The following is a 13,930-nucleotide window of genomic DNA, read 5'->3' as shown; positions in this document are numbered from 1 at the left end:
TGTTATAATAAGAAGATAAGAACGGCATGAGGAACATGCCGTTCTTTATGTTACATAGGGGGATCGTACATGAATAATAGTAAAGTGATTAAACTACAAGATCGTGTACCAAAATTGAAAAATCAAAAGAAAAAAAACAAAAAAAATGTTAATCATCGATTGATTTTATACATATCAATTTTATTTTTATTAGTGCTCTTTTTAATTTATTTTCGGTCTCCGCTTAGTAATATAAAAAAGATTAGTGTGTTTGGAAATCACTATATGACGGATGAGCAAGTAATGAAGGATTCAGGCGTGACATATGATACAAGTTATTTCCGAGTGACAGCACATAAAGCTGAAGAAAACTTAACGAAGCGAAAAGAAATTAAAGCAGTAAATGTAAAAAAACGTTTTCCAAACAAGATTGATATTCATATCGAAGAATATTTAACGATTGGTTATATAAATAAAGAGGGAAAATTACAACCGTTATTAGAAAATGGAAAAACGCTTGATGTACTACCTAATGGAAAACTTCCTGTTGCAGCACCGATTTTCGAACCTTTTAAAGAAGAGAAAATGAAGGAGTTAATCGCTGAACTAGAAAAATTAACACCAGCTATTTTAAAATCTATTTCGGAGATTCGCTATTCACCAACGAATGCGAATGAAGATCATCTTACTTTATATATGAATGAAGGTTATGAAGTGAGCACTACGATTCAAAATTTTGCAAAACGTATGGAAGCCTATCCGCTTATTTTAAAAACAATTGAGCCAGGTAAGAAGGTATTAATTGACTTAGAAGTAGGTGCATATACGAAAGAATTAGGTGCGGAAGAAAAAAAAGAATAGAATGGTAGTTTTCGTTGATTATAGCAGAAAAAACGAAACAAATGTTCTGTTATATGTATACGAATTTAGAAGAATGGTTCATTTGATGAAAAATATGTAAAAATTCTTAGATTCATACTAGTATTGGTACAAGTTTCACTTTTCTATGAGTACATCTTAGTGTAGACTTATACTTGGCGGTAAACTTTACACTCGAAATAGAATTATTTCAAGATAAGCAGTTATTCATAGTTTACTGCGATATTCTTAATTGAATGCTAAATAAAAATAAGAAAAATATAGGGTTAAAAAAGGGAAACGTATAAAGACGTTGAATATTTTTCTTATAAATAGTAAAGTTGCGATTGTTGTTCCATATATTGAGTTGTATGGTATAAATAAAGAAGGAGGTGCCAAAGAATGAACAGCAATGAAATATATGTTAGTCTTGACATCGGTACATCCAATGTTAAAGTCATCATTGGTGAAATGGTTAATGACAGCTTAAACATTATTGGTGTTGGAAATGTAAAATCAAATGGTTTAAAGAAGGGATCGATAGTTGATATAGACGAGACTGTTCGATCAATTAAAAAAGCAATTGAACAAGCTGAGCGCATGGTGGGAATCCACATTGAGCAAGTTGTAGTAGGTGTCAATGCAAACCAGGTACAGCTACTTCCTTGTCACGGAGTAGTCGCTGTTTCAAATGAAGATCGTGAAATCGGGAATGAAGATGTCTTACGCGTTCTAGATGCAGCACAAGTTGTGTCAATTGCTCCAGAACGTGAGTTTATTGATGTGGTACCTCGACAGTTCATCGTAGACGGTCTTGACGAGATTAACGATCCACGCGGGATGATCGGTGTAAGATTAGAAATGGAAGGTACACTTATTACAGGCTCGAGAACTTTACTACATAACCTACTTCGTTGTGTAGAAAAAGCAGGTCTTGAAATTGTTGATATTTGTCTTCAACCTTTAGCGGCTGCAACAGTTGCTATATCTTCAGATGAAAAAAATAGAGGAGTAGCCCTTGTTGATATGGGGGGAGGATCTACAACTTTATCTATTTTTAAAGATGGAGAGTTACAAGCGACGAGCGTATTACCATTAGGTGGAGACCATATAACGAAGGATATTGCGATTGGGTTGAAAACTTCAACAGAAAATGCAGATCAAATTAAGTTGAAATATGGACATGCTTTTTATGATACAGCATCTGAAGAAGAGATGTTTACGGTTCCTATTATGGGAAGTGATCAAACAGAACAATATTCTCAGTTGGAATTATCGGATATAATAGAGGCTCGTGTAGAGGAAATTTTAATGTTTGTTCAAGATGAAGTGCGTAAGTTAGGAGTAAAGCAAGTGGCTTCTGGTTATGTACTAACTGGTGGAATTGCTTCTATGCCAGGTGTTCTTGACCTTGCATATGATATTTTACATGAAAATGTTCGTGTAGCAACTCCTGATTATATTGGTGTGCGTGAGCCCCAATATACAAGTGGAGTTGGATTAATTAAACATTCTTATCAAAAAGCTAAATTACGTGGGAAAAATGTGCAGGAAAAGCAAGAGCATTTTGAACCAGTACCAGCACCAGCACCAACGCCGGTACAACAGCAACCTGCAAAACAAAAAACTCGTAATCAAAACAATAATAATCAAAATGATGACCGCATGATGTCAAAAGTAAAACGTGTATTCCGTTATTTATGGGATTAAAATTGGACACGAAAAATGAGGTTCTAGGGGGATTTCGACATGTTAGAGTTTGATACTACTCAAGATCAATTAGCGAATATAAAAGTTATCGGTGTCGGCGGTGGCGGAAACAATGCTGTAAACCGTATGATTGAACACGGTGTACAAGGTGTAGACTTTATCGCTGTGAACACTGATGCACAAGCATTAAATCTATCAAAAGCTGAAACGAAAATGCAAATTGGTGGAAAATTAACGCGTGGACTTGGTGCAGGCGCAAACCCTGAAGTAGGGAAAAAAGCTGCAGAAGAAAGTAAAGAACAGATCCAAGAAGCACTTCGTGGTGCGGATATGGTCTTCGTAACTGCCGGTATGGGCGGTGGAACTGGAACTGGTGCAGCTCCAGTTGTCGCTCAAGTTGCAAAAGAATTAGGTGCTTTAACAGTTGGTGTTGTAACACGTCCATTTACTTTTGAAGGGCGTAAGCGTGCGACGCAAGCAGCATCTGGTATTGCAGCATTTAAAGAAAATGTAGATACTCTTATTGTAATTCCAAACGATCGCTTATTAGAGATTGTTGATAAAAATACGCCAATGTTAGAAGCATTCCGTGAAGCTGATAACGTATTACGTCAAGGTGTTCAAGGTATTTCGGATTTAATTGCAACGCCAGGTTTAATTAACTTAGACTTTGCAGACGTAAAGACAATTATGTCTAATAGAGGTTCTGCTTTAATGGGGATTGGTTCTGGTAACGGGGAAAATCGTGCTGCAGAAGCTGCGAAAAAAGCGATTTCTAGTCCATTACTAGAAACATCTATTGATGGAGCTCAAGGTGTTATCATGAACATTACGGGTGGCGCTAACTTAAGCTTATATGAAGTACAAGAAGCGGCAGATATCGTAGCTTCAGCTTCAGATCCAGAAGTAAATATGATCTTCGGTTCTGTTATTAACGAAGGATTAAAAGATGATATCGTTGTAACTGTAATTGCAACTGGTTTTGATGATAGCATTGCAACTCAACCACCAAAACCAATTATTCGTCCGAATGCGAACCACACGCAACAACAGCAACAACCAGTAGCTCAACCTTCAAAACACCGTGAAGTAAAACGTGAAATGAAGCGTGAAGAGCCAGTTGTACATGAGCGTCATTCAGATTCAGATGATATCGATATTCCAGCATTTTTACGTAACCGTCGTAGACGATAAAAAAAGGAGCTTTCATGCTCCTTTTTTGTTTTTTAAATGGAAAAGACCTGCTAAGCAGGTCTTTTTTTATTTCGTATATTTCAATATATTTTGTTGGTGAAAATAAGAGTATATCATTCTATGAATTTGTACTTTTATTTTTTACCGACAGATTATGTCTAGAAATCACAAAATAACAAAAAAACACCTCCGCAAATTGACACACTTTCCTATTGGATATGCATTATACTAGTCTCAACTTGAAAAAAGAGGTGAATTGTTTGGTTGTTTACGCCGACGTTGTTTGGTTGTTAAACGCCTGCATTGATTTTCTTTTGCTTTTATTAACAGCTACCGTGTTAAAAAAGAAGATCAAAAGATGGAGGCTTGTGTTAGGGGCATTTATAGGTTCAACTATTGTTATTTTTGCCTTTACTCCTTTTGCTTCTATGATGACACATCCAATTATGAAACTACTGTACTCGTTACTTATTGTGTATACAGCATTTGGGTTTACAACATTTAGAAATTATGCACAAACTGTTTTTACTTTTTATTTTGTAACCTTTATGGTTGGCGGAGGATTAATTGGAACTCATTTCTTTTTGCAAACAAATGAAATGGTAAATGGATTGGTTCAATCTCAGTCAATTTCTTACGGCGATCCAATTAGTTGGTTATTTGTTATTTTTGGTTTTCCGGTAATTTATTATTTTTCTAAAAAGCGTATTGAAAGCGTAGAGGTCACGAAAATACACTATGACCAAATTGTGAAAGTGAAAATTCAATTAGCCGAAGAAGAACTAGAACTGGCAGGTCTTATTGACAGTGGGAACCAACTTTACGACCCATTAACAAAAACACCCGTTATGATTATGCATGTTTCATCATTAGAACATTGCTTACCATCTTGGTTAACAGAACAAATTTATTCCAAAACAGAAATTCCTCAAATACCAGAAAATGATTCTGGTTGGGCGACAAAATTACGTTTAATTCCTTTCCGTGCAATAGGAGTAGAAAGTCAATTTTTGTGGGCAATTAAGCCTGACAGTGTGCAAGTTGATCATGAAGGTAGTTCTATTGTTGTAAACAAAGTATTAATTGGATTAAATACACAACAGCTGTCTACTAATGGGGAGTATCAATGTATTGTGCATCCAAAAATGTTGATTTCACAAAAAATGGTGATCGCTTAATAATGAGAGGCGGGATAATATGATGAAATTAAAATTTTATTTAGTATACCTTTGGTATAAAGTATTGCTGAAATTAGGAATTAAGACCGATGAAATTTATTATATTGGTGGAAGTGAAGCGTTGCCACCACCGTTAACGAAAGAAGAAGAGGAAGTTCTTTTGAATAAATTGCCAAAAGGAGATCAGGCAGCAAGGTCATTACTTATTGAACGTAACTTAAGGCTCGTTGTATATATAGCAAGAAAGTTTGAAAATACAGGGATAAATATTGAAGATTTAATTAGTATAGGAACAATCGGCCTTATTAAAGCGGTAAATACATTTAATCCAGAAAAGAAAATAAAATTAGCAACATATGCATCGCGTTGTATAGAAAATGAAATTTTAATGCATTTACGTCGGAATAACAAAAATCGTTCGGAAGTTTCTTTTGATGAACCGCTAAACATTGATTGGGATGGGAATGAACTGTTGTTGTCTGACGTGTTAGGTACAGATGATGATATTATTACAAAAGATTTAGAAGCTACTGTAGATCGTCACCTTTTAATGAAAGCATTACACCAATTAAATGATCGTGAAAAACAAATTATGGAACTTCGGTTTGGGCTTGCTGGAGGAGAGGAAAAGACGCAAAAAGATGTGGCGGATATGCTTGGGATTTCACAGTCATACATTTCGCGTTTAGAAAAAAGAATTATAAAAAGATTACGAAAAGAATTCAATAAAATGGTGTGAAGAATAAGACCAGCCGTTATGTAGGCTGGTCTTATTCTATTTAGTTGTATTAGGAAAGATAATTTAAATAAAAAATCGTGAAAAAACCATATGCATAAAATCCCCTTCAAAGGAAATACTTTACACTGTACAGCAACTCCCGATAGGAGGGAACACTTTGACGAGAAACAAAGTAGAAATTTGCGGTGTTGATACAGCTAAACTTCCAGTATTAAAAAATGAAGAGATGCGTAAATTATTTCGTGAAATGCAAAGTGGAGAGATAAGCGCAAGAGAAAAATTAGTGAATGGAAACTTACGTCTTGTACTGAGCGTCATCCAAAGATTTAATAACAGAGGAGAATATGTTGACGATTTATTCCAAGTTGGTTGCATCGGACTTATGAAATCAATTGATAATTTTGATTTAGGCCAAAATGTAAAATTTTCAACGTATGCTGTGCCGATGATTATTGGGGAGATACGCAGATATTTGCGTGATAATAATCCGATTCGCGTATCGCGCTCATTGCGAGATATTGCGTATAAAGCTTTGCAAGTAAGAGAAAAGTTAATTGCAGAAAATTCAAAAGAACCAACAGCAATGGATATTGCAAAAGTGCTAGAAGTAACTCATGAAGAGATAGTATTTGCTTTAGATGCGATTCAAGATCCAGTTTCATTATTTGAACCGATTTATAATGATGGAGGAGATCCTATCTTTGTTATGGATCAGTTAAGTGATGAAAAACAAAAGGACGAGCAGTGGGTTGAAGAACTAGCATTGAAAGAAGGAATGAAGCGTTTAAATGATCGAGAGAAAATGATTATTAGAAAACGTTTCTTCCAAGGAAAGACACAGATGGAAGTTGCAGAAGAAATTGGGATTTCCCAAGCGCAAGTATCACGTTTAGAGAAGTCAGCCATTAAACAAATGAATAAGACGATTCAAGGATAAGGTCTCACCAATTATGGTGAGACCTTTTTATATGTAATATGGTTTGTGCTCATAGTAGGGGATTAGTGTTCATATAATGAAACTAGCATGGTGTTTCGTATAGGTGGCTTCCTGTAAATATGAGGAACAGCTTCCAATTCGTCATATAAGGGAGAGGGTAAAAATGGTGATACGAATTTCAGAGTTACAGATGAAGGATGTTATAAATATTTCAGATGGAAAAAGGATTGGGAATATTGGAGATATTGAAATTGATATGAACACAGGGAAAATTTGTTCTGTTATTATTTCCAAACAGACACGTATGCTAGGTATTTTTGGAAAAGATGTTGAGATTGTAATTCCTTGGAAGGAAATTGTGAAAATTGGGGAGGATGTCATACTTGTAAGAGTAGATCCTGTTAATACTGTAACAGAATCAATACAAACACCGACAATTTCATAAAGAATATTACAAATTCCTCTTTTTTTTCTGTTAGGATTATGAAAAAATAAAAGTATGGTAAAATAGACAGGAAGTACCATGCTTTTTTCTGTTATTTTAATTAAAAGGAGCCGCTTTATTATGAGAGAACCATTTAAATATGTGGACGGTATACTGTATTTACAAGCGTGGAAAGAACTTGGAAACATTACTGCTGGATTTACGACAAAAGATGGTGGGATAAGTACGGGCTCCTTTCATGCGATGAATTTAGGATTACATGTGAATGATATCGTGGAGAACGTTCATGAAAACAGACGCATTTTAGCAAATAAGTTACAAAAACCATTAGAAAACTGGATTTGCTCTGAACAAGTTCATGATCATCATGTTGAAAAAGTAGGGCAACAGGAAAAAGGAAGTGGCGTTTATTCATATGAGGACGGCATTTCAAAAACAGATGGCATTTATACGAGTAATGAAGATGTTCTGTTAACGTCTTGTTACGCGGATTGTGTTCCGCTCTATTTTTATGCACCATCACATGGTATGATAGGACTTGCGCATGCTGGATGGAAAGGCACTGTACAAGAGATTGCAAAGGAAATGATTCAAAAGTGGAATGCAGAAGGTATTTCAAGTGATGAAATTCATGTTGCAATTGGACCGTCGATTGGATCTTGTTGTTATGTTGTGGATGATCGTGTATTAACAGCAGCACAGAAAGTAATTAACGGTGCTGTTCCTCATCAAAAAATTTCTGACGGGCAGTACGCAATTAATTTAAAAGAAATTAATCGTATATTATGTGTACAAGCAGGCATAAAAGAAGCGCATATTGTAATGTCATCTCTTTGTACAAGCTGTGAAGAGCAACTATTTTTCTCTCATCGTCGTGATCAAGGTAAGACAGGAAGAATGTTGAGTTTCATAGGTTTTAAGGAGGAAGGAAGCAAGTGACAGTACAAGAAAATTTAGTAATTGTAAACGAAGCTATTAAAGAATCTTGCGTTCGAGCTGGACGTTCGTTGCAAGATATTAAACTTGTTGCAGTGACAAAAACTGTAGGGATTGAAAAAACAAACGAAGTAATTGAAACTGGAATTATCGATTTAGGTGAAAATAGAAATGAAGGTTTCTTACAGAAATATGAGTATTTCGGTTCAAAAGTTAATTGGCACTTTATTGGCTCATTACAAACGAGAAAAGTAAAAGAAATCATTAATGAAATTGATTATTTACATTCGTTAGATCGTCTTTCCCTGGCGAAAGAAATTCAGAAACGTGCTGATAAGAAAGTGAAATGCTTTATTCAAGTGAAAACCTCATCTGAAGAATCGAAGCAAGGATTGGCAATAGAAGAGGTTGTTTCTTTTATTCAAAGTTTGCAAGAATTCGATAAAATTGAAGTGGTTGGACTAATGACGATGGCTCCATTTACAGAAGAAGAGGAAGAAATCAGACGCTGTTTTAAGGAATTACGTATGTTGCAAACAAAGGTGCAGGAGCTAGAGTTATTACATGCGCCATGTAAAGAATTATCAATGGGAATGTCCAACGATTACACGATTGCAATTGAAGAAGGGGCTACATATATTCGTTTGGGAACGATTTTAGTAGGAAAAGCGTAAAAGGAAGGAGAATCTTATTATGAGTTGGTCAAAAGTAAAATACTTCTTTTTTGATACACCGGAAGAAAAAGAAGCAGCTCAATATGGTTATGAAAAGGAGCAAACAGACATGAAAAAGCAGCAAGATCCACCAGAACAACAAGATGTTACGTTTCCGAAAGCGCAACCGAAGCAAAATGTTGTGAGTATTGAAACAGCAAAGCAATCTTCAAAAGTTGTTTTATTAGAACCACGCACATATTCGGAAGCACAAGGGATTGCGGACCACTTAAAAGGTAGACGAGCTGTTGTAATTAATTTGCAGAGAATGTCTACTGATCAAGCGGTACGTATCGTTGACTTTTTAAGTGGTACTGTATACGCTATAGGCGGGGACATTCAAAAAATAGGACCGAAAACATTTATGTGTACACCTGAAAATGTTGATATTGTTGGTGCAATTTCAGAGTTATTCGGTGAAGAAGAAGAAACAAATATAAAGAGGTGGTAATACGCCATGACAACAGTTTTAATGGTGTTAAGTTCTGCTATCGAGATTTACTCGTGGGCACTGATTATTTACATTCTCCTATCATGGTTTCCTGGTGCAAAGGAATCATCTTTTGGAGAGTTCTTGGCGCGAATTTGTGAACCGTATTTAGAACCATTCCGCAGATTTATTCCGCCGCTTGGTATGATTGATATTTCTCCACTCGTTGCGATTTTTGCGTTAAAACTTGCTAAAAGTGGTTTGTTCAGTTTGTTCAGCTATTTCTTATAGTAAGAGGTTAAATACATGAGCATTTACGAACATTTTAGGCCTGATGAAGAGGTCTTTGTAGATAAAGTGCTAGAGTGGAAGCGAACGGCGGAGTACCATCAAGTGAAATTAACAGATTTCCTTGATCCAAGACAGCAACAAATTGTTTCTATGGTAATTGGACAAGGAGATGTTGCTGTGCAATTTGGTGGTGCAGCGCCTAATGCAGAGCGTAAAAGAGCACTCATTTATCCAGACTATCTAGAATTAAATGAAGAAGAATTTCAAATAGAAGTATTAGAAATTGACTATCCTTCCAAGTTTTATACGCTAGAACATAGGCAAATATTAGGTACATTTATGTCTCTTGGTTTAACGAGAGAAAAATGTGGTGATATTTTGCTGCAAGAAAATCGTGCCCAAATTGTAGTTGCGAAAGAAATCGTATCGTACATTGAGATGAACTTACAAGCAATAGGAAAAGTAAAAGTCTCCTTATCAGCAGTACAAGGAGAACAAATTCTACAAATACATGAAACGTGGGGGGAGAAATCTGGAACGGTTTCTTCACTTCGTTTAGATGTTATGTTAGCTGAAATGTTACATTTATCTAGACAGAAAGTACAACCTTTCATAAAAAATGGTTTAGTAAAAGTCAATTGGAAAACAGTGGAGCAAACTTCTTATGAATGTTATCCAGGAGACGTTTTTTCTGTTAGAGGATATGGCCGAAGTAAATTATTTTCTGTAGAAGGTAGAACAAAACGCGACAAATGGAGAATTTTGTATGGTATACTAAAATGATTGGTTTTTTAGAAGGAAATCCTCCTATTTTGTCGAAGAAAAGATATAATTGAAAGAGGAAATTTAGATAACTACTTGGAGGTGGCGTTGTGCCGTTAACACCATTAGATATTCATAACAAAGAATTTGGTCGCGGATTCCGTGGCTATGATGAAGATCAAGTAAATGAGTTTCTTGATCAAATTATCAAAGATTATGAATTGGTCATTCGTGAGAAAAAAGCTTTAGAAGAAAAAGTTGCGCAGTTAGAAGGGAAGTTAGATCATTTCTCTAATATTGAAGATACGTTAAACAAATCTATCGTTGTTGCGCAAGAAGCAGCGGAAGAAGTAAAACGTAATGCGCAAAAAGAAGCGAAATTAATTGTGCGTGAAGCTGAAAAGAATGCTGATCGTATTATTAACGAAGCATTAGTAAAATCAAGAAAAGTTGCTTTTGATATTGAAGAGCTAAAGAAACAAGCGAAAGTATTCCGAACTCGTTTCCGTATGTTATTAGAAACACAGCTTGAAATGTTAAACAACGATGATTGGGATAAACTAATTGAGTTAGAAGACGAAGTAGATGAACTGTTGAAAAAAGAAGAAACAGTGTAAGCTTGACGTTTTTCTCATTATTACATATAATTTTAAACAACATATTTATTAAGAAAAACGAAGATAGGGATAAGTACCTTTTCAAACCTTATATAGCGAACTGAGGATGGTGTAAGCTCAGGATAAGGAGATAGTGGGAATATCACCCTGGAGTTCCGCGCTGAACAAATAGAGTAAGCGTAGGCGTGTATTCGCGTTAAGAATATAAAGAGGATTCTATACATATGTATATGATCTACTAGGGTGGTACCGCGGGAGACTTTCTCGTCCCTTTTTGGGATGAGAAAGTCTCTTTTTTATTCCGTTTTTTAAGTATTTCTTTTATACATGTAAGGAGGAATTGAGCATGGAGTACAAAAATACATTACTGATGCCGAAAACAGAGTTCCCAATGCGTGGGAACTTACCAAAACGTGAGCCTGCAATGCAAGAAAAATGGGCTGAAATGAATATTTACGAAAAAGTACAAGAACATACAAAAGGTCGTCCTTTATTTGTATTGCATGATGGACCTCCATATGCGAATGGTGACATTCATATGGGACATGCATTAAATAAAGTATTAAAAGACTTTATTGTTCGTTATAAATCAATGACTGGTTTTAGTGCGCCATATGTTCCAGGATGGGATACGCACGGTTTACCAATTGAACAAGCTTTAACAAATAAAGGCGTAAAACGTAAAGAAATGACAGTTGCTGAGTTCCGTAAGTTATGTGCAGAGTATGCATATGAACAAGTAGAACGTCAACGTGAACAATTTAAGCGTTTAGGTGTACGTGCAGATTGGGATAATCCATATATTACTTTAGAGCCAGCTTATGAAGCACAACAAATTAAAGTGTTTGGTGACATGGCGAAAAAAGGTTATATCTATAAAGGTCAAAAACCAGTTTACTGGTCTCCAACGAGTGAATCTGCTTTAGCAGAAGCTGAAATTGAATATCAAGATAAAAAATCAGCATCTATTTACGTAGCATTCCCTGTAAAAGATGGAAAGAATGTATTAGAAGGTGATGAAAAGTACATCATTTGGACAACAACACCTTGGACATTACCTGCAAACTTAGGTATTTCTGTTCACCCAGAGCTTGAATATAGTATTGTAAAAGTAAATGATGAGAAATATATCATTGCTTCTGAGCTGTTTGAGACAGTTGCAAAAACGTTAGAGTGGGAAAATGCTGAAGTTGTGAAAACAGTAAAAGGTAGCGAACTTGAGTACACAGTTGCAAAACATCCATTCTACGATCGTGATTCATTAGTTATGCTAGGAGATCACGTAACAACAGATGCAGGTACAGGTTGTGTTCATACAGCACCAGGACACGGGGAAGATGACTTCGTTGTTGGTAAAAAGTATGGATTAGAAGTACTTTGCCCAGTCGATGATAAAGGTGTATTAACAAATGAAGCACCTGGATTTGAAGGCTTATTCTATGATAAAGCTAACAAGCCAATTACAGAAAAATTAGAAGAAGTAGGCGCGTTACTGAAACTAACATTCATTACACATTCATACCCACATGATTGGAGAACGAAAAAACCAATTATTTTCCGTGCGACAGCACAGTGGTTTGCATCTATTGAAGCATTCCGTAAAGAATTAATAGAAGCTGTAGCGGAAACGAAATGGGTACCAGCATGGGGAGAAACTCGTCTTCATAATATGGTTCGTGACCGTGGTGACTGGTGTATTTCTCGTCAGCGTGCATGGGGTGTGCCAATTCCGGTATTCTATGCTGAGAATGGTGATCCAATTATTACGGATGAAACAATTAACCATGTAGCAGATTTATTCCGTGAACACGGTTCTAACGTATGGTTCGAGCGTGAAGCGAAAGATCTATTACCAGAAGGATTTACACATCCGGGTAGCCCAAATGGCGAATTCCGTAAAGAAACAGACATCATGGATGTATGGTTCGATTCAGGTTCTTCTCACCAAGCGGTATTAGAAGAGCGCGAAGATTTACAGCGTCCAGCTGATTTATATTTAGAAGGATCTGACCAGTATCGTGGTTGGTTTAACTCTTCATTATCAACAGCAGTTGCTGTAACAGGTAAAGCTCCATATAAAGGCGTATTAAGTCACGGTTTCGTACTAGATGGTGAAGGACGTAAAATGAGTAAGTCGATTGGAAACATCGTCGTACCGAAGAAAATTATGGATCAATTAGGCGGAGACATTTTACGCTTATGGGTATCTTCTGTTGACTATCAATCTGATGTACGTATTTCAGATGATATTTTAAAACAAGTAGCAGAAGTGTATCGTAAAATCCGTAACACATTCCGTTTCTTATTAGGAAACTTAGACGACTTTAAGCCAAGTGAAAATGCAGTAGCTGTAGCTGAACTTCGTGAAGTAGATCGTTACATGTTAGTGAAATTAAATGACTTAATTACAAAAGTTAAAGAAGCATATGAGACATACGACTTCGCTGCTGTGTATCATGCAATTCATAACTTCTGTACAATTGATTTAAGTTCATTCTACTTAGACTTTGCAAAAGACATTTTATACATTGAAGGTGCAAATCACGAAGATCGTCGTGCAATTCAAACTGTATTATATGATGTTCTTGTTGCGTTAACGAAACTTGTAACACCAATCTTACCGCATACAGCTGATGAAGTATGGCCATACATTCCAGGCGTAACAGAAGAAAGTGTACAATTAACTGATATGCCAGAAGCTGTACAATTAGATGACGCGGAAGCGTTAAAAACAAAATGGGATGCATTTATGACATTACGTGATGACGTGTTAAAAGCACTAGAAGTAGCTCGTAATGAAAAAGTAATCGGTAAGTCATTAAATGCAAGCATTACGCTATATCCAACTGCAGAAATGAAAGCTATGTTAGAGTCTATTAGCGAAGACTTAAAGCAATTATTCATCGTTTCTGAGTATAAACTTGGTGGTATGATGGATGAAGCGCCAGCAGATGCACCGAAGTATGAACATACAGCGGTTGTTGTTGCTCAAGCAACTGGTGAAACATGTGAACGTTGTTGGGTAGTTTCAGAAACAATTGGTAAAGATGCTGAACATGAAACATTATGTGAGCGTTGTGCAACAGTTGTTAAAGAAAACTATGTAAAATAATAAAAAACTGACTGCTATTCATGCAGTCA

The 13,930-nt window shown here is 35.9% G+C and carries 14 protein-coding genes and 1 other annotated feature; all 14 genes read left to right on the top strand.

The annotated features are described in order from the left end of the window. The first annotated feature begins 69 nt into the window (after positions 1–69). The 14 genes from divIB (at position 70) to ileS2 (ending at position 13,901) form a co-directional block, all read left to right on the top strand. A complete protein-coding gene (gene divIB, locus ACTJJY_RS09565) occupies positions 70–840 on the top strand; it encodes a cell division protein DivIB (protein ID WP_001065789.1) in 771 nt (256 codons plus the stop codon). A gap of 399 nt (positions 841–1,239) precedes the next feature. Next, the gene (ftsA, locus tag ACTJJY_RS09560) at positions 1,240–2,547 is read left to right on the top strand and encodes a cell division protein FtsA (protein ID WP_001087557.1); all 1,308 of its coding nucleotides are present in this window, start codon (positions 1,240–1,242) and stop codon (positions 2,545–2,547) included. Positions 2,548–2,586: 39 nt separating this feature from the next. Beyond that, positions 2,587–3,741, top strand: coding sequence for a cell division protein FtsZ (gene ftsZ, locus ACTJJY_RS09555; protein WP_440605425.1), 1,155 nt, complete (start codon positions 2,587–2,589; stop codon positions 3,739–3,741). Between the two features lie 260 nt (positions 3,742–4,001). Further along, the gene (spoIIGA, locus tag ACTJJY_RS09550; protein ID WP_440605424.1) at positions 4,002–4,919 is read left to right on the top strand and encodes a sigma-E processing peptidase SpoIIGA; all 918 of its coding nucleotides are present in this window, start codon (positions 4,002–4,004) and stop codon (positions 4,917–4,919) included. A 19-nt stretch (positions 4,920–4,938) separates the two neighbouring features. Continuing rightward, positions 4,939–5,658 carry an RNA polymerase sporulation sigma factor SigE gene (sigE, locus tag ACTJJY_RS09545; protein WP_000976948.1) on the top strand — a complete coding sequence of 240 codons (720 nt, stop codon included), beginning with the start codon at positions 4,939–4,941 and terminating at the stop codon, positions 5,656–5,658. Positions 5,659–5,815: 157 nt separating this feature from the next. Continuing rightward, positions 5,816–6,595, top strand: coding sequence for an RNA polymerase sporulation sigma factor SigG (sigG, locus tag ACTJJY_RS09540; protein WP_000197755.1), 780 nt, complete (start codon positions 5,816–5,818; stop codon positions 6,593–6,595). Between the two features lie 163 nt (positions 6,596–6,758). Next, positions 6,759–7,040, top strand: a complete 282-nt coding sequence (locus tag ACTJJY_RS09535; RefSeq protein WP_097987615.1) for a YlmC/YmxH family sporulation protein — start codon at positions 6,759–6,761, stop codon at positions 7,038–7,040. Positions 7,041–7,160: 120 nt separating this feature from the next. After that, on the top strand, positions 7,161–7,979 hold the full coding sequence (gene pgeF / locus ACTJJY_RS09530) for a peptidoglycan editing factor PgeF (RefSeq protein WP_153591976.1): 819 nt from the start codon (positions 7,161–7,163) through the stop codon (positions 7,977–7,979). Further along, a complete protein-coding gene (locus tag ACTJJY_RS09525; protein WP_440605423.1) occupies positions 7,976–8,650 on the top strand; it encodes a YggS family pyridoxal phosphate-dependent enzyme in 675 nt (224 codons plus the stop codon). The genes pgeF and ACTJJY_RS09525 overlap by 4 nt, the downstream gene beginning before the upstream one ends. A gap of 19 nt (positions 8,651–8,669) precedes the next feature. Beyond that, the gene (locus tag ACTJJY_RS09520; protein ID WP_000119129.1) at positions 8,670–9,140 is read left to right on the top strand and encodes a cell division protein SepF; all 471 of its coding nucleotides are present in this window, start codon (positions 8,670–8,672) and stop codon (positions 9,138–9,140) included. Positions 9,141–9,146: 6 nt separating this feature from the next. After that, positions 9,147–9,410, top strand: a complete 264-nt coding sequence (locus ACTJJY_RS09515) for a YggT family protein (protein ID WP_000214324.1) — start codon at positions 9,147–9,149, stop codon at positions 9,408–9,410. Positions 9,411–9,425: 15 nt separating this feature from the next. After that, complete coding sequence (locus ACTJJY_RS09510; RefSeq protein WP_440605422.1) at positions 9,426–10,193, top strand: RNA-binding protein; 768 nt, start codon at positions 9,426–9,428, stop codon at positions 10,191–10,193. Positions 10,194–10,282: 89 nt separating this feature from the next. Next, positions 10,283–10,789 (top strand): septum site-determining protein DivIVA, encoded by a 507-nt coding sequence (gene divIVA, locus ACTJJY_RS09505; RefSeq protein WP_001131611.1) that lies wholly within the window; start codon positions 10,283–10,285, stop codon positions 10,787–10,789. Between the two features lie 51 nt (positions 10,790–10,840). Continuing rightward, positions 10,841–11,064, top strand: a binding site (T-box leader). A 71-nt stretch (positions 11,065–11,135) separates the two neighbouring features. Next, positions 11,136–13,901, top strand: a complete 2,766-nt coding sequence (gene ileS2 / locus ACTJJY_RS09500) for an isoleucine--tRNA ligase (RefSeq protein WP_000455951.1) — start codon at positions 11,136–11,138, stop codon at positions 13,899–13,901. The last annotated feature ends 29 nt before the right edge of the window (positions 13,902–13,930 follow it).

Origin of the sequence: Bacillus sp. 22475, assembly GCF_052044835.1 — a bacterium.
GTDB classification, from domain to species: domain Bacteria; phylum Bacillota; class Bacilli; order Bacillales; family Bacillaceae_G; genus Bacillus_A; species Bacillus_A cereus.
This window is presented reverse-complemented; position numbering and strand designations above follow the sequence as displayed.

Coding starts and splice junctions, on each gene's coding strand:
- divIB (WP_001065789.1), top strand. CDS start 70: ATGAATAATAGTAAAGTGATTAAACTACAAGATCGTGTACCAAAATTG.
- ftsA (WP_001087557.1), top strand. CDS start 1,240: ATGAACAGCAATGAAATATATGTTAGTCTTGACATCGGTACATCCAAT.
- ftsZ (WP_440605425.1), top strand. CDS start 2,587: ATGTTAGAGTTTGATACTACTCAAGATCAATTAGCGAATATAAAAGTT.
- sigE (WP_000976948.1), top strand. CDS start 4,939: ATGATGAAATTAAAATTTTATTTAGTATACCTTTGGTATAAAGTATTG.
- ACTJJY_RS09535 (WP_097987615.1), top strand. CDS start 6,759: ATGGTGATACGAATTTCAGAGTTACAGATGAAGGATGTTATAAATATT.
- pgeF (WP_153591976.1), top strand. CDS start 7,161: ATGAGAGAACCATTTAAATATGTGGACGGTATACTGTATTTACAAGCG.
- ACTJJY_RS09520 (WP_000119129.1), top strand. CDS start 8,670: ATGAGTTGGTCAAAAGTAAAATACTTCTTTTTTGATACACCGGAAGAA.
- ACTJJY_RS09515 (WP_000214324.1), top strand. CDS start 9,147: ATGACAACAGTTTTAATGGTGTTAAGTTCTGCTATCGAGATTTACTCG.
- ACTJJY_RS09510 (WP_440605422.1), top strand. CDS start 9,426: ATGAGCATTTACGAACATTTTAGGCCTGATGAAGAGGTCTTTGTAGAT.
- ileS2 (WP_000455951.1), top strand. CDS start 11,136: ATGGAGTACAAAAATACATTACTGATGCCGAAAACAGAGTTCCCAATG.